Annotated in this window: 21 protein-coding genes; 8 read left to right on the plus strand and 13 right to left on the minus strand. The window is 71.7% G+C overall.

Annotated features, from left to right (window positions below):
- Positions 1-192: 192 nt before the first annotated feature.
- The 4 genes from ETD85_RS15630 (at position 193) to ETD85_RS15645 (ending at position 5267) form a co-directional block, all read left to right on the plus strand.
- Complete coding sequence (locus ETD85_RS15630) at positions 193-1752, plus strand: TROVE domain-containing protein (protein WP_138690431.1); 1560 nt, start codon at positions 193-195, stop codon at positions 1750-1752.
- An 82-nt stretch (positions 1753-1834) separates the two neighbouring features.
- Positions 1835-3247 carry an amidase gene (locus tag ETD85_RS15635; protein ID WP_138690432.1) on the plus strand — a complete coding sequence of 471 codons (1413 nt, stop codon included), beginning with the start codon at positions 1835-1837 and terminating at the stop codon, positions 3245-3247.
- A gap of 237 nt (positions 3248-3484) precedes the next feature.
- Positions 3485-4240, plus strand: a complete 756-nt coding sequence (locus ETD85_RS15640; protein WP_138690433.1) for an SDR family NAD(P)-dependent oxidoreductase — start codon at positions 3485-3487, stop codon at positions 4238-4240.
- A 163-nt stretch (positions 4241-4403) separates the two neighbouring features.
- On the plus strand, positions 4404-5267 hold the full coding sequence (locus tag ETD85_RS15645; RefSeq protein WP_138690434.1) for a hypothetical protein: 864 nt from the start codon (positions 4404-4406) through the stop codon (positions 5265-5267).
- A 33-nt stretch (positions 5268-5300) separates the two neighbouring features.
- Here the strand turns inward: ETD85_RS15645 and ETD85_RS15650 are convergent, their stop codons facing one another.
- Genes ETD85_RS15650 through ETD85_RS15660 form a run of 3 tightly spaced genes read right to left on the minus strand, consistent with a single transcriptional unit; the run spans position 5301 to position 10531 of the window.
- A complete protein-coding gene (locus ETD85_RS15650; RefSeq protein WP_138690435.1) occupies positions 5301-8504 on the minus strand; it encodes an ATP-binding protein in 3204 nt (1067 codons plus the stop codon).
- Between the two features lie 13 nt (positions 8505-8517).
- Positions 8518-9798, minus strand: a complete 1281-nt coding sequence (locus ETD85_RS15655) for an oxygenase MpaB family protein (protein WP_138690436.1) — start codon at positions 9796-9798, stop codon at positions 8518-8520.
- Between the two features lie 22 nt (positions 9799-9820).
- Complete coding sequence (locus ETD85_RS15660; RefSeq protein WP_138690437.1) at positions 9821-10531, minus strand: Crp/Fnr family transcriptional regulator; 711 nt, start codon at positions 10529-10531, stop codon at positions 9821-9823.
- Between the two features lie 179 nt (positions 10532-10710).
- Between ETD85_RS15660 and ETD85_RS15665 the strand changes: the two genes are divergently transcribed.
- Positions 10711-11283 (plus strand): RNA polymerase sigma factor, encoded by a 573-nt coding sequence (locus tag ETD85_RS15665; RefSeq protein ID WP_138690438.1) that lies wholly within the window; start codon positions 10711-10713, stop codon positions 11281-11283.
- Between the two features lie 4 nt (positions 11284-11287).
- On the opposite strand, the gene ETD85_RS15670 is transcribed toward ETD85_RS15665, so the two are convergent.
- The 6 genes from ETD85_RS15670 to ETD85_RS15695 form a co-directional block, all read right to left on the minus strand.
- Entirely contained in the window at positions 11288-12568 is a 1281-nt protein-coding gene (locus ETD85_RS15670; protein ID WP_138690439.1) for a hypothetical protein, read from the minus strand.
- Between the two features lie 330 nt (positions 12569-12898).
- Positions 12899-13318: a hypothetical protein gene (locus ETD85_RS15675; protein WP_138690440.1), complete on the minus strand. Its 420-nt coding sequence runs from the start codon at positions 13316-13318 to the stop codon at positions 12899-12901.
- A gap of 102 nt (positions 13319-13420) precedes the next feature.
- The gene (locus ETD85_RS15680) at positions 13421-15388 is read right to left on the minus strand and encodes a beta-galactosidase (RefSeq protein WP_170246691.1); all 1968 of its coding nucleotides are present in this window, start codon (positions 15386-15388) and stop codon (positions 13421-13423) included.
- 11 nt (positions 15389-15399) lie between these two features.
- Positions 15400-16242 (minus strand): carbohydrate ABC transporter permease, encoded by an 843-nt coding sequence (locus tag ETD85_RS15685; protein WP_138690442.1) that lies wholly within the window; start codon positions 16240-16242, stop codon positions 15400-15402.
- Positions 16239-17207: a carbohydrate ABC transporter permease gene (locus ETD85_RS15690; protein ID WP_138690443.1), complete on the minus strand. Its 969-nt coding sequence runs from the start codon at positions 17205-17207 to the stop codon at positions 16239-16241. Before ETD85_RS15690 ends, ETD85_RS15685 begins: the two co-directional genes overlap by 4 nt.
- A 1-nt stretch (position 17208) precedes the next feature.
- Positions 17209-18408 carry an ABC transporter substrate-binding protein gene (locus ETD85_RS15695; protein WP_170246692.1) on the minus strand — a complete coding sequence of 400 codons (1200 nt, stop codon included), beginning with the start codon at positions 18406-18408 and terminating at the stop codon, positions 17209-17211.
- Positions 18409-18612: 204 nt separating this feature from the next.
- Here ETD85_RS15695 and ETD85_RS15700 point away from each other — a divergent pair, with 204 nt between their 5' ends.
- Both ETD85_RS15700 and ETD85_RS15705 read left to right on the plus strand, forming a co-directional pair.
- Entirely contained in the window at positions 18613-19812 is a 1200-nt protein-coding gene (locus ETD85_RS15700) for an ROK family transcriptional regulator (protein WP_138690445.1), read from the plus strand.
- 94 nt (positions 19813-19906) lie between these two features.
- Positions 19907-22444: a discoidin domain-containing protein gene (locus ETD85_RS15705; RefSeq protein ID WP_206058333.1), complete on the plus strand. Its 2538-nt coding sequence runs from the start codon at positions 19907-19909 to the stop codon at positions 22442-22444.
- 49 nt (positions 22445-22493) lie between these two features.
- Here ETD85_RS15705 and ETD85_RS15710 read toward each other — a convergent pair whose 3' ends face one another.
- A complete protein-coding gene (locus ETD85_RS15710) occupies positions 22494-23618 on the minus strand; it encodes an alpha-hydroxy acid oxidase (protein WP_240779165.1) in 1125 nt (374 codons plus the stop codon).
- A 140-nt stretch (positions 23619-23758) separates the two neighbouring features.
- Here ETD85_RS15710 and ETD85_RS15715 point away from each other — a divergent pair, with 140 nt between their 5' ends.
- Positions 23759-24430 carry an HD domain-containing protein gene (locus ETD85_RS15715; RefSeq protein ID WP_138690447.1) on the plus strand — a complete coding sequence of 224 codons (672 nt, stop codon included), beginning with the start codon at positions 23759-23761 and terminating at the stop codon, positions 24428-24430.
- An 11-nt stretch (positions 24431-24441) separates the two neighbouring features.
- Here the strand turns inward: ETD85_RS15715 and ETD85_RS15720 are convergent, their stop codons facing one another.
- The 3 genes from ETD85_RS15720 to ETD85_RS15730 are packed head-to-tail and all read right to left on the minus strand — an operon-like array spanning position 24442 to position 26720.
- On the minus strand, positions 24442-24762 hold the full coding sequence (locus ETD85_RS15720; RefSeq protein WP_138690448.1) for a DUF4031 domain-containing protein: 321 nt from the start codon (positions 24760-24762) through the stop codon (positions 24442-24444).
- A complete protein-coding gene (locus ETD85_RS15725; RefSeq protein WP_240779166.1) occupies positions 24759-25511 on the minus strand; it encodes an HAD family hydrolase in 753 nt (250 codons plus the stop codon). The genes ETD85_RS15720 and ETD85_RS15725 overlap by 4 nt, the downstream gene beginning before the upstream one ends.
- A gap of 27 nt (positions 25512-25538) precedes the next feature.
- Positions 25539-26720, minus strand: coding sequence for a cytochrome P450 (locus ETD85_RS15730; RefSeq protein ID WP_138690450.1), 1182 nt, complete (start codon positions 26718-26720; stop codon positions 25539-25541).
- Positions 26721-26876: the final 156 nt, after the last annotated feature.

Raw genomic sequence — 26876 nt, forward strand, 5'->3', positions numbered from 1 at the left:
GTCGTTACCGTGATATTCCAGGATGAACGCCTTCCCGGTGCGACGACAGCAGTTCCTTCGAGGTTCGATTCCTTGCAGCCCCACCCCCATGGGGCTGTTGCCCAATTGGATGGGCACCTGCCGTCACCCTGATCTCGGGAGGGTCCGCGAGGCCCCCTCTCGACCGACCACGAAAGGGGGCCTCACAAGGTCATGGCGAAGTTCAACAGAGCTGGAGCACGCGCGGCGGTCACCAGTCCCGTCACGACCGAGCGCGCCCCGACCGGCCGCACCCACGAAGGCGCCCCCGGCTACGTCCGCGACGCCAAGGGCGAGCTGTTCTTGCTCGCGGTCTCCAACATGGTCGGCGAGGACACCTTCTACGAGCGGGCGGGCGAGCGCGACGCGCGCTACCGCGCGCTGGTCCACCAGGTGGCGGTCGAGGACGGCGAGTGGCTGGCGCGCTTCCTGCCGTGGCTGCGCGGCACGGCCAACCTGCGCTCGGCGCCCATCGTGGCGGCGCTGGAGGCCGTCAGGGCCCGGCTCGCGGCGGGGGAGCACGGTCTCAACCGGCAGCTCGTCGACACCGTGCTGCAGCGGGCCGACGAGCCTGGCGAGGCGCTGGCGTACTGGACCTCCGCCTACGGCCGCGCCATCCCGAAGCCGGTCAAGCGCGGGGTCGCCGACGCCGTACGCCGCCTCTACACCGAGCGCAGCCTGCTCAAGTACGACACGGCCGGCCGGGCCTTCCGGTTCGGCGACGTGATCGAGCTGGTGCACCCGGCTCCCGACCCGGCCAAGCCGTGGCAGGGGGCGCTGTTCGAGCACGCGCTCGACCGGGGGCACGGCCGCGGCGCGGACGTCCCGGACGCGCTGCCCGTGGTGGCCGCCCGTGCCCGCCTGATGGCCGCCTCGGTGCGGGAGCGCCGCGAGCTGCTGCCCGATGTGGGCGGCGCGGGCGTCACCTGGGAGGCGCTGGCGGGCTGGCTGCAGGGGCCGATGGACGCGGCCGCGTGGGAGGCGATCATCCCTGACATGGGCTACATGTCGCTGCTGCGGAATCTGCGCAGCTTCGACGCGGCCGGTATCGCCGGCGAGGTCGCCGGACGGGTCGCCGCCAGGCTGACCGATCCGGCGGAGGTGGCGGCGTCGCGGCAGCTCCCGTTCCGCTTCTACTCGGCCTACCGCAACGCGCCGTCGCCGCGATGGGGTCGCGCCCTGGACCGGGCGCTCACCCTGGCCACCGCGAACGTCCCCGCGTTCGCCGGGCGGACCCTGGTGCTCGTGGACACCTCCGCGTCCATGTCGAGCGGCTCGATCGCGCGCCGCTCGACGGTCACGCCGGTCCAGGCGGCCGCCCTGTTCGGCGTCACGCTCGCGGCCCGGGGGGACCGGGTGGACTTGTACGGCTTCGCCGACGGCGTCTTCCTCCACCCTGTCGCGGCGGGCGGCTCCGTGCTGGCGGAGATCGACCGGTTCTGCGCCCGGGTCGGGGAGGTCGGCCACGGCACGCGGATCGCCGAGTCGGTGCGCCGGACGTACGCGGGGCACGACCGGGTGGTCATCGTGTCCGACATGCAGACCATGCGCGGCGGGGTCAGCGAGTCGGTGCCTGAGCGGGTGCCCGTGTACGGCTTCAACCTGGGCGGCTACCGCACCGCGGCGATGCCGGCCGGCGGGTGGAACCGGCACGAGTTCGGCGGCTTGTCGGACGCCACGTTCCGGCTCATCCCGCTGCTGGAGGCCGGAACGAACGCCGACTGGCCATTCTGAACCGGCCTCCGCCTGGGCTCGCAGCGGGCCTGGCGGGGGCCGGGTTCAGGCGGCTTCTGGAGGCCGCGGGCAGGAGGCGGAGTTGGCGGGGCGTGCGCTGGACCTTGTCCGCCGGTACAAGACCGGTGAGACGACGGTCGAGGAGACCGTGCGGGACGTGCTGGACAGCCTGGTGGACCTGCGCGGGCGCATCGGAGGGGTGGCCGCGACCGACCCGGAGCGCAGCCTGGCCGAGGCGGCGGCCTCCGACCACCGGCTGCGGTCCGGGTCGGCCAGGCCGCTGGAAGGGGTGCCGATCACGGTCAAGGACTGGATCGACGTGGCGGGCTGGCCCGTCACCGGCACCACGGGCCGCCCCCAGGAGCCGCCGGGCCCCGCCTCCATCCCCGGCCACGGCCGCCGGCGACCTGGGGCCGGACTCGACCCCGCACTCGATCCGGGCGAGGGCCGCCGCCGACCTGATGCCGCCCTCGACCCCACCTCCACCGCCACGCTCGACCCCGCCTCCACCTCCGTCCTGGACCCCGGTGACGGACGGCGGCGGCCTGGGGTCGATGCCAGCGCGGTGGCGCGGTTGCGGGCCGCCGGCGCGATCGTGGTCGCGATCAGCAGTGCCATGGCCGACAACGCCCTGTACGGCGAAACGAGGAACCCGCTGGACCCGGCTCGGGCCCCCGGTGGCTCCTCTTCGGGCACGGCCGTGCTGGTCGCCGCCGGGGCCGTGCCGCTCGGGCTGGGCAGCGACTCGGGCGGCAGCATCCGCCTGCCCGCCGCCTGGTGCGGGATCTCCGGTCTGAAGCCGACATTCGGCCGGGTGCCGCTCACCGGGCACTTCCCGCGCTGTGGTGCGCTGGAGGACGGCAGGACCGTCCTCGGCCCACTCGCCACGACCGTGAGCGACCTCGCCCTCGTGCTCGCCGTGACAGCGGGCCCCGACGGCCTGGACGCGGGCGTGCCACCCGTGCCGCTGGGTGACCCGTCCGCGGTGGACGTGGCGGGGCTGCGGGTGGGTGTCATGGCCCCCGACGAGCCCACGATGCTCGCACTGGAGGCGCTGGCCGGGGCGGGCGCGACCGTGGTGGCCGAGCCGGTGCCCGACGTGCGGGAGGAGGCTCTCGAGCTGACCCGCCGCCACTGGGGGCGGGCCGGATTGTCGGGTACGGAGAACGTACGGGTGCTGTGGGACTGGGACCGCTTCCGCAGGCGCCTCCTCATGGCCACCGCACACCTCGACGTGCTCCTGACGCCCGCCACCCAGGGGCCGCCGCCGCTCTGGCGCGAATCCACCGAGTCCGACTATTTCTCGACCCTGCCCTGGAGCCTCACCGGCGCACCCGTCGTCGTCACACCATCAGGCCCGCCGTCGGGCCCGTCATCGGACATGGTGGTCGGCTGGCCGGGCGCGGTGCAGGTCGTCGCCCGACCCTGGGACGACCACATCGCCCTGGCCGCCGCCCGCCAGATCGAGCTCGCCCGCCAAGCCTTGGGCCAGTAGGCCGCGCCAGCGGCCGACCACCCTGAGAACCCCCGATCCGCCAGGGACAAGCAGCGAGACCCTCCGGTCCGCCAGGGACAGGCAGCCTGATACGGCCCGCCCGCCGATTGCCGGCCACCCTGGTGTGCGCTTGCCCCCGAGCCCCCAGAAACGGACATTTCCCGAGCGGGGTGGCCAGGCTGGACGGAGATCGCCCCCGGCGGTTCGAGGGCGAATGGTGCTGCTAGGGTGCGGCGGATGAGCGGACGCAGAGTTCTAGTCACCGGCGCGTCGAGAGGCATCGGCCGCGCCGTCGCGGCGGCGTTCGCCGCCCAGGGCGACCGGATCGCGATCCACCACCGAGACTCGGCGGCCGAGGCGGCGACCGTGCTGGCCGAGCTGCCGGGGCAGGGGCCGGGGCAGCGGCACGCCGTCGTACAGGCCGACCTGGCCGACCCGGAGGCCGTGCGGCTGATGGTGGACGCGGCGGCGGGCGAGCTGGGCGGGATCGACGTCGTGGTGAACAACGCGGGCGTCTTCTTCCACCACCCGATCACCGAGTCGTCCTACGAGGAGTGGCAGGCCGCCTGGCGGCGGACGCTCGACGTCAACCTGACGGGTGCGGCCAACGTGATCTGGTGCGCGCTCAAGCACATGCCCGCCGGCGGCCGGATCGTCAACGTGTCCTCGCGCGGGGCCTTCCGCGGCGAGCCGGACAGCCCGGCGTACGGCGCCAGCAAGGCCGGCCTGAACGCGCTCGGCCAGTCCCTGGCCGTCGCCCTCGCGCCGCATGGCATAGCGGTGGCCACCGTGGCGCCAGGGTTCGTCGAGACCGACATGGCGAGCGAGCACCTCAACGGCTCCGAGGGCGACGCGATCCGCGCGCAGAGCCCTTTCGGCCGGGTGGCCTCCCCGGAGGAGATCGCGGCGGCCGTCGTCTACCTGGCCTCACCGGCCGCCGAGTGGGCCAGCGGCGCCGTGCTAGACCTCAACGGCGCCTCCTACCTCCGCTGACGGACCCTGCATTCCGCCGGCGTCGCCGCGAGCCGCCGGGGTCTCAGGCCCGGCAGCGGCCCGAACCGCGGCCGCCAACCCTCCGAAATTAGCGATCTTCGTGAAATCGGCCGCTATTGTGAACTCTCAGGGCACTTCGGGAACTCGCACCGAGGGGGACGACGTGGCCAAAGGCTGTGGTTACCTGCTGGCATCCCTCATGATGCTCGTGGGGGTCCTGATCATGACCAACGCGCTCCCCGGGGCGCTCGATCCCGGCGTCGTGGTCGTGGCCCTGCTGCTGCTCCCGATCGCCCTCGGCGCCTTCGTCATCGTGCACGACACCCGCCGCATCAAGGCCGCCGAAGCCGCGGAGGAGCGCCTGCTCGCCCGGGAGCGGGACCACGTCATCCGCACGGTCGACTTCGTCGCCGACCCCTTGCTGACCGAGGATGAGCGGCTGGAGATCATCGACTGCTTCATCCCCCGGCTCGGGCGGAGCGCCGCCGCCTCGCCGTACCGGGACAGGTTCGTGGTGGTGTCCGAGCTCGCTCCTTCCGCGCGGGACCTCCTGGAACGAGCCAGGGCGGCCGTCATGTCGGTCTACACCTCCGAGGTCATGCGCCTGCGCCTGCTGGACGGCCTGGCCAACGAGGTGTTGTTACCCGGCCAGCTCTGGGAGATCGCCCTGCTGCTGCGGGTGCAGACGCACCTGCACGAGGAGCAGCGCGAGGCCCGCCAAGGGGTGGTGACACCCGAGCTGCTGGCCGTGCTGGAGCCCCAGCAGAAGGCCTTACGCAGATCCATCGACGCCGTGACCGCCAGGATCGAGAGCCTGGAACGGTACGCCCACCGGGTCCAGGAGGCGGACGCCGCCCTGCGCGCGAAGGCGGCGCTGGGCAACAACGACAAGTACCGGGCGCTGCTGGCGCACACCGACGACGACGAGGGGATGCGCGAGCTCGCGGCCCACGGCGACGCGCTGGAGGAGACCCTGGCCAGGAGCGTCCGCCAGGCGATCGAGGCAGGCCAGACCCTGACGTCCTGACACCGGGACTCAAAGCCCCGAGCGCGAGGGCCGTCAGTGCAGGCGGCGCTCCAGCAGCAGGGCGCCGCGGCCCGACAGCAGCGACGCGCACCACTCGCGCAGATCCGCCGGCTTGGGCCCGCTCACCCCGCCCGTCTCCAGCAGCTCCGCCCAGTCCAGCAGGGACTCGGCGAGCATCAGCGGCACGCCACGCCGCTCGTGCACCTCCGCCGCCGCCTCGAAGTGCTCCGAGGCCCGCTGCTGATCGCCCATCGTCACGCACAGGTGAGCCAGGTAGTGGTGGCCACAGTGGTGCATGACCGTTCCGTGCCCGAAAGTCTCACCTTCGCCGGTGAGCGAGTCGTACAGCCGCTCGGCCAGCTCCGCCCGCCCCAGGCGCGAGGCGGCCACGGCGAGGTTGTCCAGGGCGGGCCGGTGCGCCATGTTGCGCGGTGGCACGGCGCCCCGGTCGGCCAGGATGCGCTCCAGCAGCGGATCGGCCTCCTCGTCGGCCAGCTCGCACAGGTAGCGCAGCACCGCGTGCACCGGGTCCACCCGGGGCGCCTGCGCCGCGCGGCGCAGCCGTTCGCGCAGCTCCCACAGCCGCCCCTGCAGCCGCCGGATCTCGGCGATCTGCTCGGAGTAGATGGCCACCGCCTCCAGCCGGCGGCCGATCTCCGTGCCCAGCCGCATGGCCGACTCCGCCTCGGCCTCGGCCTGCGTCAGGTCGCCCTGCATCAGCGTCAGCCCGGCCTTGGAGTAGCCGATCAGCCAGTTGAGGTGCGGCTGGCCCAGCCGGCGGGCCAGCTCGTCGGCCTGGTCGAGCAGCATCGCCGCCTTGACCGCGTCGCCGCTGTCGAGCACCGGGGGAGTGCGCTGCACGTACGCGTGGAACAGCGCCAGGTCGTCGCCCGTCCGGCGGGCCGCCTCCAGCATCTCGTCGCCGTCGCGGTGGCGCTGGTGCAGCGGGTCGGCGGGGATGATGGTCAGGCTGCGCATGCCCAGCACGCCGGCCAGCGTGCGCGGGTCGCCCGACTTGCGGGCCAGGGCCACCGCCTCGTCGCTGAGCGCGAAGCGCCGCTCGCCGTCGGGCGCCCAGATGAGCTCCGAGGCGAGCTGGGCCGCCAGCAGCGCCCTGGTGCTCAGGTCGGTCGAGTCGACCAGCTTGCGCGCCTCGGTCAGCAACGCGATGCGCTGCTGGTCGGGCGTCGCGGACACGCTGGAGCCGCGGTCGCCGCCGAGCGCGGCGGTGACGATCAGGTCGTTGCGCCCGCACTCCCTGGCCAGGTCGGCCGCCCGCATCAGGGTCGCCCTGGCCTCCGGGTGCCCGGCCAGCCACATCGCCCTGCCGCACTCCATGAGCAGCTCCGCGCGCCGCTCGTCGCCGGCGCCGGGGAAGTCCTCCAGCAGGTCGAGCGCCCGTTTGTACCAGGTGACGGCCTCGCGGTGGGCCAGCCCGGCCAGGGCGTGCTGGGCTGCGTGGACGGCCGCGTCCGCCGCCGCGCTCACCCTGCCGGGGTCGCGGCCGTGCTCGGCGGCGGCCAGCAGGTGCGTGGCCACGACGTAGGGCCGGGCCTCCATGGCCTTCGGGTCGGTCTGGCAGAGCGCGTCCGCGACCCGGCCGTGCAGCAGCCCGGCGCGCGGCGCCGACAGCGTGGCGTACAGGGCGTTCCTGGTGAGCTCGTGGGAGAAGTGGTACGGCCCGTTGCCCGTCGAGGTCGCCAGGCCCGCGCCCATGGCCTCCTCCACCGCGGCCACGAACCTGGCCTCGTCCAGGCCGAGACCGTGGCGCAGCTCCGCGGCCTCCATCCGCTCGCCGACGGCCAGCAGGCTGACCAGGTCTCTGGCGTCCGGGTGAAGCTGCGACAGCCGGGCCATGACCATCCGGGTGACCGAGTCGGGCACGGTCAGCGCGTCCAGCTCCTTGCCCGCGCTCAGCTCCCTGGCCACCTCGCTGATCAGGAACGCGTTGCCGCCCGTGATCCGGTGCAGGAGCCCCGCGTCGCCCCCGCCGCGCACCTCGCGCAGCGCGTCGGTGACCTCGTCGAGCCCGAAGGAGGAGACCTGGACGACCCGGCTGTCGGCGGTCAGTTTGTACAGCTCGGGCATGGCGGCGTCGACCGGCACCGGCCGCGACGTGGCCAGGATGAGCAGCGGCAGCGCGTCGGCGTCCCACATGAGGGCGTGCAGCATCTGCAGCGACTCCAGCGTCGCCCACTGCAGGTCGTCGATCACCAGGAGCACCGGGCGTACGGTCGCCAGGCGCTCGATCAGCGTGCGGGCCGCCGCCATCAGGTGGTAGCGCTCCGACACGGGCTCGGTGGCCGGCGGCACCTCCAGCGACAGCGGCGGCGCGGCCAGAGAGGGCGCGAGCCGGACGAGCTGGCCGCACTGCTGGTCGACCCCGGCCCGCAGGAGCAGCGCGGGCGAGGTGCGGGCCAGCCGCTCCACGGCCCCCGCGATCGGCTCGTACGCCTGCCGCGCCGGATCGGTGCACCGCCCCGCCAGCACCGTGAACTGCCGCTTGAGCGCCCGCCTGGCCACCACGGACGCCAGCCGCGTCTTGCCGACCCCCGGCTCGCCCTGGAGGATCACCAGCCCGCTGCCGAACTCGGCCGCCGCCAGCTCGCCGTCCAGCGCCCGCAGCTCCTCGTCCCTGCCGACGAAGGGCAGCACGTGACCGTTGTCCAGCCAGGACGCCAGCTCGCCGCTGTGGTGGTGGTCGGCGCTCTGCCAGTGCAGCTCGTACGCGTGCAGCGGCTCGCGCAGCCCCTTGCCCGGCAGCCGCCCCAGGTCCTTGAACTCGTGCCTGCTGCGCCCCTGCGCCAGGCGCCGCACCAGATCGGTGCACATCACCTGGCCGCCGTCCGCCACGGCGACCAGCCGGGCCGCCTCCACGGTGGGCAGCCCGCTGACGTCGTCGTGACCCCAGCACACGTCGCCGGCCGCGAGCGCGGCCCTGATCGAGATCTTCTCCAGGGCACGCTCGTTCTCGTCGGCGACCGCCTGCTCCACCGCGATGATGGCGTCCAGCCCGGCCGTGGCCGAGTCGAACACCGCCATCAGCCCGTCGCCCAGGCTCTTGGTGAACGTCGATCCGCTCGCGGTCACCACGGAGTGGAGGAGCTGGTAGAGGCGGCGGAAGACCACGTTGGCCCGCTCCTCGCCGAGCCTGATCCGCATGGCTGTGGAGCTCACCACGTCGGTGAACAGGATGGTCGCCGTGGTGAGCGTGCCTGGCTCATGCGGGACAGTCACGTGCGCAGCCCTTTCAGCCCCGACCCTGCGCGGGTGCTCGTAGCGTCTGGCGTACGGTCTGGCGGATCTGACGCGTCTTCACCGCCGGCTTCGACTGCCTGATCCGCCACGCGCGGGCCAGGTCGTCGGGGATCCTGAACGCCGCCTCTCCGTCGGAGAAGCGGTCGATCATGGCGACCACGATGTGCCGGCCGGCCCTGCGTACCAGCCAGCGAACCACACCGCGTACGGGTCCTGCCAGCCATGCGCGCTCGTGCGCCGCGCGGCCGGCCGCGAACAGGGCGGTGCACCACCAGGCCGGCTTCGGCACGCCGAGCAGCTCCGGCACCCGGTCGGCTCCGTAGGCGGCGTCGCGGAAGATCCAGTGCACCAGGCTGCGGGGCAGCTTGCGCCACCCCAGGTGCATGAACTCCTCCATCTCCGACAGGAGCATGGCCATCAGCCGGCGGCCCTCCTCGCTGGGCTCGCACAGGCGGCCCAGGCGAGCGCTGACCGGCTCCACGTCGGCGAGCGTGAGCGGCCTGTCGCGGCACGCCTCCACGCCCATCAGGTGGCCGAACACGCTCCAGGTGTAGAGGTGGGCCGCGCGCTCCTCGTCGGTCAGCGTCACGCCCATGGTCTCCATGGCCTCCCACGTCACCACGGAGAAGTCGAACAGGGTGGCGAGCAGCAGCTCCTGGTTGACCGGCGGACCGAGTTTCGCGGTGTCCCAGCGGTCGGAGTAGCGCTCCTCGACCAGGGCCCGCACGAACGAGTGCAGGATCCGCAGCCCGATCGCCGTGGTGTGCCCCGGTCCGCCCGGCTGCAGGCTGTTGACGGCCTTGAGCCCCATCACGTCCACCAGCATCTGCCCGGTCTCCGCGACCCGGCGGGTGAGGCTGTGCGTGGCCAGGTTGGACACGCCGGCCAGCACCTTGGCGCTGGAGACCTCCACGTACGCCATCGGCAGGCACGCGAAGAACAGCGCGGCCGACTGGTAGAGCCCGTAGTCGGCGAAGATGGCCTGCCCCTTGGCCAGCAGCGCGCGGTCGTCGCCCCAGTCGGGCAGCTCCCTGGCGAAGTCGATGGCCTTGAAGATGCCGGCCGCGGGCGGCTCGCCGGCCGGCGCCCTGGCCTCCCGCTTGGCCGTCGCCAGCTCCGCGACCACCGCCTTCAGCAGGTCGAGCGGCCCGCCCTCCTCGGGCCGCGTCTGCAGGTATTCGGTGACCACCGCGTCGATCTCGGGATCCGCCTGCTGCCTGAGCCGCCGGAACCTCTCCTCCGGCCAGCGCTCGGCGCTGTCGTGATCGTTCATTTGCCCCGTACTCCAGATTCGGTCAGAGCCCGCCCCGCTTTCGCAGGGCGGCGACATCCAGCAGCGTGATGGTCCGGCCTTCGATGGCGATGAGGTGCCTCGACACCAGCGACTGCAGGGCCCGGTTCACCGCCGGTCGCGACGCGCCGATCAGCGCGGCGAGGTCCGACTGTGTCAGACCGGGCAGGTCCACGACGCCGTCGGCCTGGCCGTGCTTGTCGGCCAGCTGCAGCAGCAGCTTGGCCAGCCGCCCGCCCAGATCGAGAAAGGCCAGGTCCGCCGCCTGGTCGGTGAGCCTGCGCACCATGTGGCCGAGCATGCGCAGGAACTCGTCGGCCAGCCCGGGATGCTCGCGCATCAGCTCCAGCAGCCGCGCCCTGGGCAGGGCGAACACCCAGGCGGGCCGCACGGTGACGATCGAGGCCGAGCGCGGCGAGCCGTCCAGCAGCGCCATCTCGCCGAAGGTGTCCCCTCGGCCCAGCATGTTGAGCACGATCTCGTCGCCGTGCTCGGTGGTGAACACCACCTTCACCAGGCCGTCCAGCAGCACGTAGAGGGACTCTCCCGGATCCCCCTGATGGAAGATGATCTGCCCTGACCGGTATCTCCTCGCAAGCCCGGCGCGGGCCGTGCTCGCGATGCCGCTCTCCCCCAGCACGCGGAACAACGGGATCTCCGCCAGCACCGTCGCGACCGGCTGGATGTCCTGCGGAATCCCGCTGCGCCCGCTCATGCAAGAACTTTAGGCCGCATTCCGCGCCAGGGCAGTAAGTGGTAACCGATCTGCGGAATGTGACGAGGAACACATCCGCACTGTCACGTCCGAAACAGTCCCGGAGGATCACTCGGCGCACCGTTGGTGTGCCGGCCGGTAATGGCCCCCCGAGACACCGGACCGGCAGGGAGAACGACATGACGTTGGAGACCATCGAACGCCTCGACACGGCCGCTCTGGTGTCCGCCGCGCAGGACGGCGATTCCGAGGCGTGGGAGCGGCTGATCGAGGAGTTCAGCCCGATGCTGAAGGCCCGCATCCGCCGCTTCAGGCTCAGCCACGAGGACGCCCAGGACGTGCTGCAGACCACCTGGCTGCTGGCCTGGCAGAACCTCAAGAGCGTCGAGGACGGCCAGCGCATGGCCGGCTGGCTGGCCACCATCGCCTTCCGCGAGTGCCTGAAGCTGACCAGGCGGACCAGAGAGATCTGCACGCCTGACCTCGATTCGCTGGGCAGCACGGATGACGTGGACAGGGAGCTGGCCAGGATCTGGCTGGCCGGCACGCTGGAGGAGCTCGTCGAAGAGCTGCCGGCAGCGCAGCGAGTCCTGTTCAGAGCGCTCACGGAGACCTCCGAGCCCCACTACGTCGATGTGGCACGCAGGCTGGGCAGGCCGGTAGGAAGCATCGGGCCCACCCGAGCCCGTTGTTTCGCGAAGCTACGCGGGCTTCTCCAGGCCCGCGAGATCACCAGGGACTTCCTGGACTGATCGGCTATTTGGCGGACTGGTCAAGCGGGATCGCCTCCAGGAACGGCTCGAAGTCGAAGTGCGCCATCTCGTTGGCGTCAGGGTCGCTCTCGGCCGGGTATCGGTAGAGCCTGCGGTGGGGCTGGCGCAGCCCGGGGTTGCCGGCGAACATCTCGCTGACGGCCTCGGGGACCAGCCCCCGCGCCATTTCCCTGGCCAGGCCGTCGGCGACGTCCTGGTCGAACGGCACGTCATAGAGCGCGCCCACGTGCTGGTAGACGCGGAAGTAGCTGACGATGAAGCGCATGCGGTCGGGATAGGACACCCAGTTGGTCACCCCGGCCGTGGACGCCTCCTGGTCCTCGGTGATGAACTCCTCGGCCAGCTTGCGCACCTTCTCGTTCTGGATCGGCGCCCACACCGTGGCCATGTCCACACCCGCCGGCGCGGTCAGCGGCTGCCCGACCTTGATGTCGCTGAGCGGCGTGCGCACGGCGAACATGCGGCGCGTGTAGAGTGCGGCCCACTTCTCCTCCAGCGTGCGCGTCAGCCACGGCTGCTGCTCGTGCGGCGCGCTGAACAGGCGGAAGCGGGGGAAGCGCCGCCGGGTCACGACGGAGCGCAGCGAGCGCCACGACACCCGGGTCAGCCACCTGACCGGCCGGTAGAGCACCAGCTCCAGCGCCTTCTGCGCGCGCGCCTGCTCGTAGGCCGACAGCGCGACGTTGGCCCCGAACATCAGCTCGGCCCGGACCGCCGGATCGGTGGCCTGCGCGGCCTCGATCAGCAACTCGGCGGCGGACTTCAGATAGCGCGCGTCGGCCGGCGACAGCAGGTCGGTCAGGAACTCGGGCGGCGTCGGCGTCAGCTCGGACTCCGGGCTCACCCGGAGAAAGCGGTCGGGCGTGTCGTTCCACAGGTTGACGGCCAGGCTGGCGGTCTCCAGGAAGATGGCCCGGTTGGCCAGCGCCAGCCCCAGCTCGTAGCTGGGCCCGAGCAGGGTGAGCAGCGTCGCCCTGAACAGCCGGGTGAAGCGGGCCGGCACCCGCAGCTTGCGGCCGAAGTCGGTGATGAACGGCGAGTCCGGCCCGAGGTCGAGGCTCTCTCCGACCGCCTTGGAGGTCCAGGTGGCGTAGCAGTACCAGTTGTTCGCGTCCCTGCCCAGGTGCTGGGCGAGGTCCCCGGCGACGCGGTGGTAGCTGTAGGCGATGACCATGGCTTCGAGTGCCGGGCTCCGGTCCTTGTAGGCCGCGATGCGCAGCACGTCGTCCGCGGTCATCCCCGCGGTGATCGGCGTGTCGGACATGAGGTCTCCCGTTCGCTGTTCCTGCGCCCTCACGGGAGACAGAGCGATCCCGGCGGCTTCAGATACAGGCGGCGTCAGATAGCGGGCGCCGGATGACGGCGCCGGTCGTGGAGTCTGTGGTGGAGCTGTGGTGACTTCGGATGGTCGCGTCGGATACGGTCCGGCGGCCGGCCGTTCCCCGTGGCCGCCAGCCAGGAGCGTAGGTTGCGCGACTTGCGGCGGGCTTGCAGGACGCCGAGCGGCGGGTCCGGCGGGTCCGGCGGGCCGTGAGGGCTCCATCCGCCGCCGCCCCGGGCGGCCGCCCCGGGCGGCCGCCCGGGGCGGCGCCTGTCATTCCTTCACCATAATCTTGCTGATCACCACGAATCCGCCGAGCGCCCCCGCGGTGCCCGCGGCCGTCGTGGTGGTGAGATTGACGACCAGGTCATAAGTTCCGGGAGTGAGCTGGCCCCGCATCGGAATGGAGGCGGTATATCTGCCGGAGCCAGGTGTGAAGGTCAACTCCACGGGTGGGGAGGGATGTCTCGTCTCACCACCTCCGAGCAGGTCGGCGATGATCTCCAATTGCCAGCGTCCCGCCAGCCAGTCGACCAGCTCGCCCGTTACCTCCCAGCTCACGTCTATGGTCCAACCCTCGCTCCGCCGTACGACGTTCGTGGGTGCAGCGCCCGGATCGACAACCTGGCCGTGCAGAATACCGGCCAGCTGCTCCGCCGGTACTTTCATCACTTGAAATTCTCCGGTCGCCATTTCGATCTCCTTCCCGTGGGAACAGGTCCCCGTGTGAAGGAGCAGAGTGGTGACAGCACCGGGTAAATACGCGTGCTCCGGCCGATGAATACCCGACTTTCGTCAGGCCCGCTCTCCCGCGAGCATCACCAGGTCGGCGGGGCCGGCCGTCACGACGGAATCGCCGTTCAGCGTCACGCGGGCGGCGACCGCCGAGGACAGGAATCCGTTGAGTCCCTTCACCACGAGGTCGTCGAGCCGGCCGCCGGCCAGCCGCAGCACCGCCGCGCCGCCGTCCGCGGCGATGACCTCGGCGTTCCCGTACGGGGTCCGCACGCCGATCGGGCCCCGGTTCCCGGTCTGGACGAGCACCGTCACGTAGTGGACGTCCCGGTCCGGGTGGCTGCGCAGGAACGCGTCGGCGGCGCCGTACAGGATCGGGTGCTCGCCGTCCGGCTCTTCGGCGGACGGGGTGAGCAGGGCGCAGGGGGCCAGGCGCTCGTCCAGCTCGGGGACGGGGCCGTCCACCAGCACCTGGCCGCCGGCGGCGGTGCAGGCGGCGAGCAGCCGCTGCACGCTCGCGTGCATGAAGGGCCCGCCCGGCACGGTGACCGTCCGGTAGGCGGCCAGCTCCTCCGGCGTCGCGCTCTCCAGGTCGACGACGGCGTAGTCCAGGCCCTTCGCGCGCATCCGCTCGTGGAAGGCCAGCAGCGCCCGGCCGCACTGCGGGCCGTCTGGGCCGGACAGCGCGGCGATCCCGGCATAGGGGAGATATAGCCCGAACGCGTCCCTGGCGGCGGGCACGCACTCCAGGAACTCCGTGCCGTGCAGCGCGAAGAAGTCCGCCAGCGCCCGTACCACGGGGGCCTTGACGGTGGCCGTCCCGTCCGCGTCGATCGGGGCGCAGTCCGGGTACGGGCCCGCGTGCGCCGCGTCGAGCTCCGGCGCCCAGCCCGAGGTCGCGACCCCGGTGTAGACGTTGAACCCGGTCGCCCCCGCCGCCAGCGCCAGCAGCGACTGGTGGAAGCTGGTGGCCCCGTCGATGTAGGCCGGGTTGTAGAGCTGGGAGAAGCCCCAGTTCTCCTCCAGGTTCGGCCCGGGGGCGCGCTTGGCCGCGATCACGTAGCGGGCCTGCGCGTCCCGCTCGGCCGACACGACGCCCATCCAGTTGGTGAACCCGTACGAGATGCCGCCCCACAGCTCCGGCCTGACCCTGGCCAGCCAGTCGTCCAGCTCGGGCACGGTCGGCGGGTTGAGGTTGACGACGACCGGCAGGTCCGAGCCGACGGCCTGGGTCCACACGCGGTACACCTCGGCCAGGTACTCGGCGTGGAAGCGGCCCCAGTCCGCCTGCGCGAGCAGGCCCGAGGCCGCCGTGGGCGGGTGGATCTCCGCCCAGTCGCGGACGGCCGTCCCGTGCGCCTCGTTGTACGCCTCCGGCGTCGCGTACCAGGAGCGCAGCAGGTCACGGAAGAACGCCACCCCGGACGGGCTGTAGTCGTAGGCGGTCAGCGGCAGGGCGCCGCTGGTGTAGAGGCCCTCGTTCGCGATCTGCAACGCGATCACGGGACCGGCCCCCGCCAGCACCTCCTTGCCCACCGCCGACAGCCACTGGGCCGCCTTGGCCAGGAACGCGGGGCCGAGCGGCGCGGGCAGCGGCCGTCCGGCGGCGGCGGACCCGTCCGCCCACCGCGAAGGGGCGCCGGCGGCGTCGAGCAGCGGCTCGATCGAGGGGTCGGCGTCCGGGCAGACCCAGTCGGGCAGCCCGCCGTAGGTCACCTCGGCGTGGATGAACGGGCCGGGCTTGGCGATCACGCGCAGTCCCAGCTCCTCGCACAGCTCCAGGAAGCCGACCACATTCGTGGACGGCCGGGTGGCGCCGGTGAAGTCGGGCGCCGCGCCCGGGTCGGGCTGGTGGTGCCGCCAGGGCAGGTAGCAGGTGACCACCTCGATCCCGAGCTCGTCCCGCACGCCGCGCAGGCGGTCGGCCCACACGGCCGGATCGTCGCGGTAGTAGGGATAGTCGGCGGTGACGAGCACCCGCGGCACGCCGTCGACGACGGCGACCCCGTCGCGGACCTCGATGATCACGCTTTTCCTCCTCAAGCCTTGAGCCCGGTGAATGCGATGCCCTGCAGGATGCGGCGCTGGAAGATCAGCAGCACGACGATCACCGGCAGGACGGCGAGCGTGGCGCCCGCCATGATGTAGTACGCGCGCCCGCCGTCGGGGCTGGCCACGAGCTGCTGCAACGCCAGCGGCAGCGTGTACAGCTCGGGGTCGTTGGTCACGACCAGCGGCCACACGAGGTCGTTCCAGTGGAAGAGGAAGCTGGTGATCGTCACGACCGCCAGCACCGGTTTCGACAGCGGCAGCACGATCCGCCAGAAGATCTGCATCCGGCCCGCGCCGTCGATCAGCGCGGCCTCCTCCAGCTCGGCCGGGATCGACAGGAAGAACTGCCGCAGCAGGAAGATGTCGAGCACCGAGGCCACGTTCGGGATGATGAGCCCCCACCCGGTGTCGAACATGCCGAGCGCCTGCGTCACGTGGATGCGCGGCACCAGCAGGGTGATCGTGGGCACCATCATCCCGGCGAGCATGATCACGAACAGCTTGTCGCGCCCGGGGAACGGGATCCGCGCGAACGCGTACGCGGCCAGCGCGTCGATCAGCAGCTTGGCCGGCACCAGGACCGCGCACACCCAGAGGCTGTTGACGAACGCGCTGCCGAGCCCGCCGTAACCGAGCACGTAGTCGTAGTTGTCCAGCGTCGCGGCCCACTCGCCGGTCTTCTTGTCCAGCGGCAGCAGGCTGGGCACCTTGGTGTAGATGTCCTGCCCGTGCTTGACCGAGGTCGCCAGCATCCACAGGAACGGCACCACCGACACGGCCGCCAGCAGCACGAGGGCCACGTAGACGGAGACCTTGCGGCTTGTCGTCATGACGCCTCCTGCTTGACGAACCTGAACTGCAGCGCCGTGACGATCATGATGAAGACCAGCAGGATGAACGACATCGCACAGGCCGCTCCCATGGCGTCGTAGCGGAAGGCGAACAGGTAGAGGTGCAGCACGTAGGTCAGCCCCGACTGCTCGGGGCCGCCGGTGACGCTGCGCCCGTTGCCGGAGAAGATCACGTACACCAGGCCGAACACCTGCAGGGCCGCGATCACGCCCGTCACCAGCAGGTAGAACGTGGTGGGCCGGAGCATGGGGAAGGTCACCCGCCAGAACCGCTGCCAGGGATTCGCCCCGTCGATGATCGCTGCCTCCTGGATGGCCCCGGGGATGCCCTTCAACCCGGCCAGATAGATGATCATCGAGATGCCGCACTGCCAGGTCGCGATGAACGCCAGCGCGGGGATGACCAGCTCGGGGGTGTTGAGCCAGTTCTGCCCCGGGATGCCGACCAGGCCGAGCACCGAGTTGATCAGGCCGTACTGCGGGTCGTAGAGCCAGCGCCAGATGGCGCCGACCGCCGCCTCCGCCGTGACGACCGGCAGGAACAGCAGCAGCCTGAACAGGTTCGCGCCACGCCTAATCGCGTTGAGCAGCAGCGCCTGCACCATCGCGGCCACCATGGTCATCGGCACGGCGATCAGCGTGTACTGCAGCGTGACCCGTACCGACTTCCAGAAGTGCGGATATTTCACGTCATCGAACATCAGGTCGGCGTAGTTGGACAGGCCCACCCAGTTGGCGTCGGTGCGCAGGTTCCAGTCCGTGAAGCTGTAGTAGAGAGCCGAAAGAGCCGGATACAGCAGGAAGATCACGAAATAGGCGAGCGCCGGGGTGATGAGCAGCCAGGCGGTGAGCCGGTCGCGGCGGCGGGCGGCCGGGCGGCGCCGGGCCCGCCTCCCTGGGCCCGGCGCCAGTCCCGGCTTGTCCGCCAGCACGGGTGCGGTCACGTCAGCTGTTCCAGCCGAGCAGGGACCGGGTCTTGGCCGCCGCGTCCGTCAGCGCCTGCTGGGCGGAGACCTTGCCGGTCAGCGCGGACTCGATCGCGGGCGCGATGATCTCGTCGTTGACCTGGATCCACTGCGGCACGGCCGGCCGGGCGTGCGCCACCTTGAGCTGCTCCAGGAACGCCGCCTGCTCGGGACCGCCCGCGACCGCCTGCGCCTTGAGATGAACGGGGAAGCCGCCGAGCGCGTCGGCGACGGGCCCGTTGTTCTGGGCGTTGTTCATGAACGCCAGCCACTTCCAGGCCAGGTCGGCGTTCTTGCTGGTGGAGAAGACCACCGAGTCCTCGCCGCCGATGTTGCCGGCCGCCTCGGTCTTGTACGGCAGCGGCGCCACGCCGAAGTCGAGGTCGGGGAAGTCGGCGCGGATCGTCGGCACGTCCCAGGGCCCGGAGATCGTCATGGCCGCCAGGCCGTTCTCGAACGGCTTGTCCGAGTCGGTGATCTTGCGCGGGGAGGACTTCAGCAGGTCCACCCAGAGCTGGAGTGCCTCGACCGCGGGCGGCTGGTCGAACAGCACCTTCTTGCCCGCGTCGTCCACCATCTGGCCGCCGGCGCCGTGCACGATGCCGGGGAACATCCAGGCGCCGTACCCGTCGCCCTTGGGGACGTTCATGCCGGCCACGCCCGCGTCGGCGGCGTGCACCTGGGCGGCCGTCTGCTTGAGCTCGTCCCAGGTCTTCGGCGGGGTCGGCACCAGCTTCTTGTTGTAGAACAGGGCCACGCAGGTCTGGTCCTGGGGCAGGCCGTAGAGCTTGCCGTTCGCGCGGTTGGTGTCGAGCGCGCCCTTGTAGAAGTCGGCCTCGGTGATCAGGCCGGCGGGCACCTCCTTGATCGTGCCGTCCAGGGCATACTTGGAGACCAGGGGCTGGTCGAGGATGCCGGCGTCGGGCGCGCTCTTGCTGGCGACCGCGCTGCCCAGCTTGGTGTTGTAGTCATCCTTCGGGATCTTGACGAGCTTGACCGTCACGCCGGGGTTGGCCTTCTCGAAATCCTTGCGGACCTTCTCCATGACCTGTCCCGCCTGCGGTGTGCGGTCCTGGTACATCCAGAAAGTCAGCTCCTTGGAGTCGCCCGATCCCTGGCCGCCGCCACCGCACGCGGTCAGCCCGGCCGCCAGCCCGGTCGCCAGCCCAGTCGCCAGCACTGCCGTGACGGTGCTCCGAACAAGTCCTCGGCTCATTGTCGTCTCCTCATCGGGGGGATGGGCAGACCATAATCTAAGCCTTGAAAAAAGTCAGGACCCGCCTGGGAAACGCTTCGGTAACGGCGCGTTCACGGCCCCGGGCTACAGCGCTTTTCACGCCTTGAACTAACATGGCGGAGCGATTTGGAGAGGACGGGGACGAGAATGGGCACGTCAGAGCGCAGGACCGTGCGGGATCTTCGCAGGGGGAACCGGGCGATGCTGCTGCGCTCGCTCTACTTCGGCGGCCCGGCCAGCCGTAACGAGTTGTCCGCCGCGACCGGCCTCAGCGCGGCGACCGTCAGCACCATGACCGGCGACCTGCTCGCCGACAACGTCATCGTCGAGGCCGGCCAGGTCGACTCCGACGGCGGCCGGCCCCGCGTGCTGCTCAGGGTCAATCCGGACTACGGCTACGCGGTCGGCGTGGACGTGGGCGAGACGCAGGTCAAGGTCGAGCTGTTCGACCTGGAGATGAAGGAGCGGGCCAGGGCGCACTACGCGGTCCGCTCGGCCAAGCACGACCCCGAGCTGGTCGCCCGCCACATCCTGACCGGCGTCGACGCGGTCATCGCCGAGGGCGAGGTGGCCCCCGAGCAGGTGCTCGGCGTGGGCGTCGGCGTCCCCGGCATCGTCGAGCCGGGCCCCGACGCGCTCGTGCGGGCCAAGACGTTCGGCTGGGAGGCGGTCCCGCTCGGCGCGCTGCTGCGGGCCGGCACCGCGCTGCCCGCGCTGCCGCTGTACGTGGACAACGGCGCCAAGACCATGGGCCAGGCCGAGCTGTGGTTCGGCTCGGGCAAGGGGACCCGCGAGGCGATCATCGTGCTCATGGGCTCCGGCGTCGGCGGCGCCATCGTGACCGGCGGCGAGATCTACCGGGGGGCGGGCAAGGCGGCGGGCGAGGTCGGCCACCTGAAGATCGTCGCCGGTGGCCGGGCCTGCCGGTGCGGGGCCAGGGGATGCCTGGAGGCGTACCTGGGGGCCGAGGCGATACTCGACCGCGCGGGCGTCGTCGCCGACTCGGCGGAGGAGGAGGCCGCGCTGGCGCGGCTGCTCGAAGAGGGCTCGCCGGTCATCGACGAGAGCGTGGAGCTGCTCGGGGTGGGCCTGTCCAGCCTGGTGCACCTGTTCAACCCCGAGCGCATCGTCATCGGCGGCTGGGCCGGCCTCATGCTCGGCGGGCGCCTGCTGGAGCGGATCCGGGCGGCCACCGCCGCGAACACGCAGGCCCAGCCGTTCCGGCCCGGGACCGTCGTGCTCGGCCGCCTCGGGCCCGACGCCGTGGCGCTGGGCGCGGCCACGCTGGTGCTGGAGCCGTTCTTCGGCAACGCCGCGTTTCATGGATCTGTCACGACTATTGCCTAAGCGTTAAATAAAGCATTGACACAAGTGGCGACCGCAGGCACGCTCTGCTCGATAGAGCGCTCTCTCACACACCCCCAGTTCGTGAGGAGAAGCCGTGCACCCGCCCCGAAGTCCCGCCCTCGTCTGCGCCTTCATCGCCGCCCTGATCCTGCAGTGCCTGGTCGCGGGCCCTGCCCAGGCAGCCGACCCGCTCCTCTCGCAGGGCAAGCCCGCGACCGCGTCGTCATCCGAGGGCGCCGGCACGCCGGCCTCCGCGGCGGTGGACGGCGCCCCCGGGACGCGCTGGTCCAGCACGTTCAGCGACCCGCAGTGGATCCAGGTGGACCTGGGCGCCACCGCCACCGTCACCAGCGTGGTCCTGCAATGGGAGGCCGCCCACGCCACCGCGTTCCGGATCCAGGTCTCCGGTGACGCCTCCGCCTGGACAGACGTCTACTCCACGACCACCGGCACCGGTGGCACGCAGACCCTGACCGTGTCCGGCAGCGGCCGCTACGTCCGCGTGTACGGCACCGCCAGAGCCACCGCCTACGGCTACTCGCTGTGGGAGTTCCAGGTCTACGGCACCACCGGCGGCGGCACGGCCTGCGGCAGCGCCAACGCCGCGCTCAACCGCCCGGCCACCGCCTCCTCCGCCGAAGGCGCGGGCACCCCCGCCTCGGCCGCCGTGGACGGCGCCACCGGCACCCGCTGGGCCAGCGCCTTCAGCGACCCCCAGTGGATCCAGGTCGACCTCGGCTCGGCCCAGCAGGTCTGCCAGGTGGTGCTCCAGTGGGAGGCCGCCTACGCCACGGCGTTCCGCGTCCAGGTCTCCGGTGACGCCTCGACCTGGACGGACGTCTACTCCACGACCACCGGCACCGGTGGCACGCAGACCCTGAACGTGTCCGGCAGCGGCCGCTACGTCCGCGTGTACGGCACCGCCAGAGCCACCGCCTACGGCTACTCGCTGTGGGAGCTCACCGTGCGCACCACCGGCACCACCACCCCGCCGGGCGGCGGCGACCTCGGCCCCAACGTGCACGTCTTCGACCCGTCCACGCCGGCGGCCACCATCCAGTCCACCCTGGACTCGGTCTTCACCCAGATGGAGTCGAACCAGTTCGGCCTCCAGCGCCACGCCCTGCTGTTCAAGCCCGGCTCCTACAACGTCAACGCCAACATCGGCTTCTACACCTCCATCGCCGGCCTCGGCCGCAACCCCGACGACGTCACCATCAACGGCCAGGTCAGGGTGGACGCGGGCTGGTTCGGCGGCAACGCCACCCAGAACTTCTGGCGCTCGGCGGAGAACCTGTCGATCACGCCGAGCGGCGGCACCAACCAGTGGGCGGTCTCCCAGGCGGCCCCCTTCCGCCGGGTCCACGTCAGGGGCAACCTCAACCTGGCGCCCAGCGGGTACGGGTGGGCCAGCGGCGGTTACATCGCCGACAGCAGGATCGACGGGACCGTGCAGCCGTACTCGCAGCAGCAGTGGTTCACCCGTGACAGCAACATCGGCGGCTGGCTCAACGGCGTGTGGAACATGGTCTTCTCCGGCGTGGTGGGCGCGCCCGCCCAGTCGTTCCCCGAGCCGCCGTACACGACGCTCGACACCAGCCCCGTGACCAGGGAGAAGCCCTACCTGTACGTGGACGCGTCCGGGAACTACCAGGTCTTCGTCCCCGCCCTGCGGCAGAACTCGCGCGGCGTGAGCTGGGCCGGCGCCGGCACCTCCATCCCGCTCAGCCAGTTCTACGTCGCCAAGCCGTCCGACACCGCGGCTACCATCAACGCCGCGCTCGCCTCAGGGCTGCACCTGCTGTTCACCCCCGGCATCTACCACGTCGGCCAGACCATCAACGTCACCAGGGCGAACACGGTCGTGCTCGGGCTCGGCTACGCCACGATCATCCCGGACAACGGCGTCGTCCCGATGCGGGTCGCCGACGTGGACGGGGTCAAGGTGGCCGGGCTGCTGTTCGACGCGGGCAGCGTCAACTCGCCCATTCTGATGGAGGTCGGCCCGACCGGCTCGGCCGCCACGCACGCCGCCAACCCCACCTCGATCCAGGACGTGTTCTTCCGCATCGGCGGCGCCCACGCGGGCAAGGCCACCACCAGCCTGGTCGTGAACAGTGACAACGCGATCATCGACCACATCTGGGCCTGGCGCGGCGACCACGGCACCGGGATCGGCTGGACCGTCAACACCGCCGACACCGGCCTGATCGTCAACGGCGACGACGTCACCGCGTACGGACTGTTCGTCGAGCACTACCAGAAGTACCAGGTCGTCTGGAACGGCCAGCGCGGCAAGACGATCTTCTTCCAGAACGAGATGCCGTACGACCCGCCGAACCAGGCCGCCTGGATGAACGGCTCCACCCGCGGCTACGCCTCCTACAAGGTCGCCGACTCCGTGACCTCGCACGAGGCGTGGGGTTTGGGGGCGTACTGCTACTTCAACGTCGATCCCTCCATCGTGGCCGAACGCGGCTTCGAGACGCCCGTCGCGGCGGGCGTGCGCTTCCACGACCTGCTCACGGTGTCGCTCGGAGGCAACGGGACGATCGCGCACGTCGTCAACAACACAGGAGGGCCGGCGCAGGGCACGGACACGATCCCGGTGAAGGTCGTCACCTTCCCCTGACGCTCACCTTCCCCTGACGTTCATCTGCCCCGTGACGCTCGGCTGATCGTCATCGCAGGCGGACGGCGTCGGGACCGAGGCCCCCGACGCCGGCCACCCCCAGCAGCCGCAGCGTGCGGACGAGCTCGGCGTGCAGCAGGTCGAGGACCCGCCGCACGCCGGGCTCGCCGCCCGCCATCAGCCCGTACAGGTAGGCCCGGCCGACGAAGCAGGCACGGGCGCCGAACGCGACGGCGGCGGCCACGTCGGCCCCGCTGCGCACGCCGCCGTCCAGGAACACCTCCGTGCGGTCGCCCACGGCGTCCACCACGCGGGGCAGCAGCTCCAGCGGCGTGGGGGAGCGGTCGAGCTGCCGCCCGCCGTGGTTGGAGACGACCAGCCCGTCCACGCCGACGGAGGCCAGGTCTTCGGCGTCGTCCACCCGCTGCACGCCCTTGACCAGCAGCCGTCCCTGCCACGCCGACCTGATCCACTCCAGGTCGGCGATGGTCACGCACGGGTCGAACATCATGTTCGTGATCCCCGCGAGGTCGCCGGGCGCGCCGTCCACCGTGGCGAACCTGAGCGGCTCGCTGGTGAGGAAGTCGAACCACCACGCGGGATACCGGGCCGCCTGCAGCACGCTGCGCCAGCGCAGCGCGGGCGGGACCGTCAGCCCATGCCGCACGTCCCGCAGCCGGGCCCCGGCTGTGGGCACGTCCACGGTCACGACCAGCACGTCCATGCCCGCGTCCGTGGCCCGGGCGAGCATCTCCAGGCTGCGGGCGCGGTCGCGGACCACGTAGAGCTGGAACCAGTTCCAGCCGCCGGGGGCCGCGGCGGCGACGTCCGCCGCGGTCGTGGTGCCCATCGTGGACAGCACGTAGGGGACGGCCGCCTGCTCCGCCGCCCGCGCCACGGCCCGCTCGCCCGCGCGGTGCATCATCCTGGTGAACCCCGTCGGGCCCAGGATCACCGGCATCGCGATCCGCCGCCCCAGCACCTCGACGGAGGTAGGGGCCTCGGCGACGTCGCGCAGGACGCGGGGGCGGAACTCGACCCGCTCGAAAGCCGCCACGGCCCTGGCCATCGACCGCTCGTCCTCGGCCGCGCCGTCCACGTAGTCGAACACCATCCGCGGGGCCCGCCGCCGGGCGAGCCGCCGGAGATCGGCGACGTCGGCCGCGTCCGCCACCCGCCGCGACCTGGACGGGAACGGCCGGGGACGCCTGGGCAGGAGGGCCCGCAGCTCCTGCCATCGGGGCAGCCGCCGGGGATCCTGTGGTGTGGTGTCGATGCCAGGACGCTACCAAACCGGACGCGGCGTACGGTGGGATGATGATCGACGACTGGGTCGCGCTCGCGGGGGACTCCCCGGCCGCCCGCGCCACCGGCGCGGAGCTGATCGCCCGCTGGTCCGAGCCGCACCGCCGCTATCACACCCGCGCCCACCTGGCCGCCGTCCTCGCCGCCGTCGACGACCTGACCGCGGGACCGGACGGCGACGCCGACGACGTCGTGGCGGTCCGCCTGGCCGTCTGGTTCCACGACGCGGTCTACGACGGCCGGCCGGGCTGGGACGAGGAACGCAGCGCCGAGCTGGCCCAGGCCCGGCTGCCGCGGTGCGGGGTGCCCGCCGCGCGGATCGCCGAGGTCGCCCGGCTGGTACGCCTCACCGCCGCGCACGACACGCTGGCCGGGGGAGACCGGAACGGCGCGGTGCTCTGCGACGCCGACCTGGCCGTGCTCGGCCGCCCCGGCCACTCGGACCCCGAGGACCACCACGACGACCACGACGACTACGCGGACTACGCGGCCCGGATCCGCGAGGAGTACGCCCACGTGCCGGACGACCTGTTCAGGAAGGGGCGGGCCGAGGTGCTGCGCCGGCTGCTCGCCGTACCGGCTCTCTACCGGACCCGGCGCGGACATGAGCTGTGGGAGGAGCGGGCCCGCGCCAACATGACCGCCGAGCTGGCCGCCCTCACTCGCGGCACCGGGGCGTGAGCCTCAGGGTGTCAGGGTGTCAGGGTGTCAGGGCGCTCAGGCGTCAGGCGTGAGGCGTCGGGGCTCAGCCTGTGGCGCTTGCGCCGGCGGAGCCCGGCGGCGATCAGCCGCCGCAGCAGCTCGCGCGAGCTGACCGCGTGTGCCCCCAGCGCCACCGCCCGCGCGTGCACGGTCTCCGGCACGTCGTAGTGATCCCGGTCGAACGCCCGCCCGGGCACCCCCAGCCGCGCCGCGAAATCATGCAGCTCCTCCAGCGAGCTGTCGCTGACGAGATGCGACCACATCAGGCCGCGCGGCCCCGGCCAGTCGGGCGGGTCGATGAGAACGGTCACGACGTCCAGGGTAGGACCTTTCCGCGCACCTCCAGCTCGCCCACGTCGGCCACCACGATGTGGGCGCCGTGCGCGTGCAGCTCGGCCGCGTCGCCCTCCCTGGTGGCCGCGATCACCAGCCCGAAGCCGCCCTTCCCCGCCGCCTCGATCCCCGGCAGCGCCGCCTCCACCACCGCGGTCCTGGCCGCCGGCAGTGCCAGCCGCCTGGTCGCCTCCAGGAACAGGGCGGGGTCGGGCTTGCCCGGCAGGTTCATCAGGGCCGCGTCGTTGCCGTCCACCAGCAGGTCGAACAGGTGCATGACGCCGGCCGAATTCACCAGCTTGCGGCCGTGCAGGCTGGCGGAGACGGCCGCCGTACGGGCGCCCCTGCGGCGCAGCTCGTGCAGCAGCGCCACGGTGGAGGGGAAGGCGGCCACGCCGTACTTGTCGACCTGGGCCATGAAGATCTGGTCCTTGGCCAGGCCCAGCCCGTGGACGGTCGGCGCGCCCGGCTCGTCGTCGGCCGAGCCCTCGGGCGCGCTGATGCCGCGCGCCGCCAGGAACGTGCGGATGCCGTCGAGCCGCGGCCGACCGTCTACATGGCGCAGGTAGTCGTCGCGGATGTCGAACGGCGAAGAGCGGCCACGCAGGAAGGCGTCGAAGACGTGCTTCCAGGCGGCCGCATGCCCCCGAGCGGTGTCGGTGACCACGCCGTCGGTGTCGAACACGACGGCGCTGATCGCGGTCAGATCGATGACAGGCTCGCTCACACGGCTCACACTGCGAACGTAACCGCTCTACCAGGCGACGGGTAGCTCTTTGACGCCGTAGACAATAGCGAGCTCCCTGAACGGCACCTCACCGGCGACGTGCAGCCCCGGGAAACGGCGCAGCAGGGCCGGGAAGGCGATGCGCATCTCCATCTGCGCCAGCGGCGCGCCGATGCAGCGGTGGATGCCGTGGCCGAAGGCCATGTGCGAGCCCGCCGACTGCCTGCCCGGCCGGATCTCGTCCATGTCCTCGCCCAAGGACGGGTCGCGGTTGGCGGCGGTCAGCGAGCAGAGCACCATCTCGCCCTTCTTGATCTGGTGCCCGTGCAGCTCCAGGTCGTCGCGGGCGAAGCGCGGGAAGGCCACCTGCACGACGGTCATGTAGCGCAGCAGCTCCTCGACCACGTCGTTGACGTAGCCGTCCACCTCGCGCACCTTCGCGGCCTGCTCGGGGTTGCGCAGCAGCCACAGGGTGCCGAGGGCGAGCATGCTGGTGCTGGTGTCGTGCCCGCCGGTCAGCAGGCCGTCGGCCATGCTGGCGAGCGTGCGGTCGTCGAGCTCGTCGCCGTGCTCGCGCAGCAGCTGGCCGAGCAGGCCCTCGCCGGGGTTCAGCCGTTCCCTGGCGACGAGGTCGGTCATGTACGCCATCGCGTCGTTGATCGCCTGCAACGAGGCCTCGGGCCCGGCCGTGAAGTCGAACCGGTCCTTGCTGATCTTGACGAAGTCGGCGCGCTCCCCGTACGGGACGCCGAGCAGCTCGCACACCACCAGCGACGGGATCGGCAGCGCGAACTCCTCGACCAGGTCCACCGGCCCGCCCTCCGCGCCCTTGGCCTCGATCCGGTCCAGGTGCTCCTCGACCATGGCCTCGATGCGCGGCTCCAGCCGGCGCAGGCGGCGCATGGTGAACTCGGGCGTCAGGTACTTGCGCAGCCGCGTGTGCTCGGGCGGGTCGCGGAACCCGAGGCCGCCCGGGTCCTCCTGGTTCGAGCCGAGCCCGATCACGCCGGCGAAGTCGTTGCTGAAACGCTCATGGTCGCCCAGCACGGCGCGTACGTCCGCCCAGCGGGTGACCAGGTACACGGTCTGACCGCCGGGGATCTCCATGGGGAAGACCGGGTGCTCGGCGCGGATGCGCGCAAGCTCGCCCACCGGGTCGAACCCGTCACGCATGAACTGGACGAGCGGGAATTCTTCTGTGTCTGACATCGATATCCGTCCTGCTGGGATACATCGCACCATGTTGGGATAAATCCCTGCATAGATGGTCCCACCCGGGACGGCGGATCGTGCCCTCCGAAAGGACGAATTTACCTCTCAGCCGGGTGTCGATTCCGCCCCGCTCATCCCTCCACGCCCACCACC

It is taken from the genome of Nonomuraea zeae (assembly GCF_005889725.1).
Taxonomy (GTDB): Bacteria; Actinomycetota; Actinomycetes; order Streptosporangiales; family Streptosporangiaceae; genus Nonomuraea; species Nonomuraea zeae.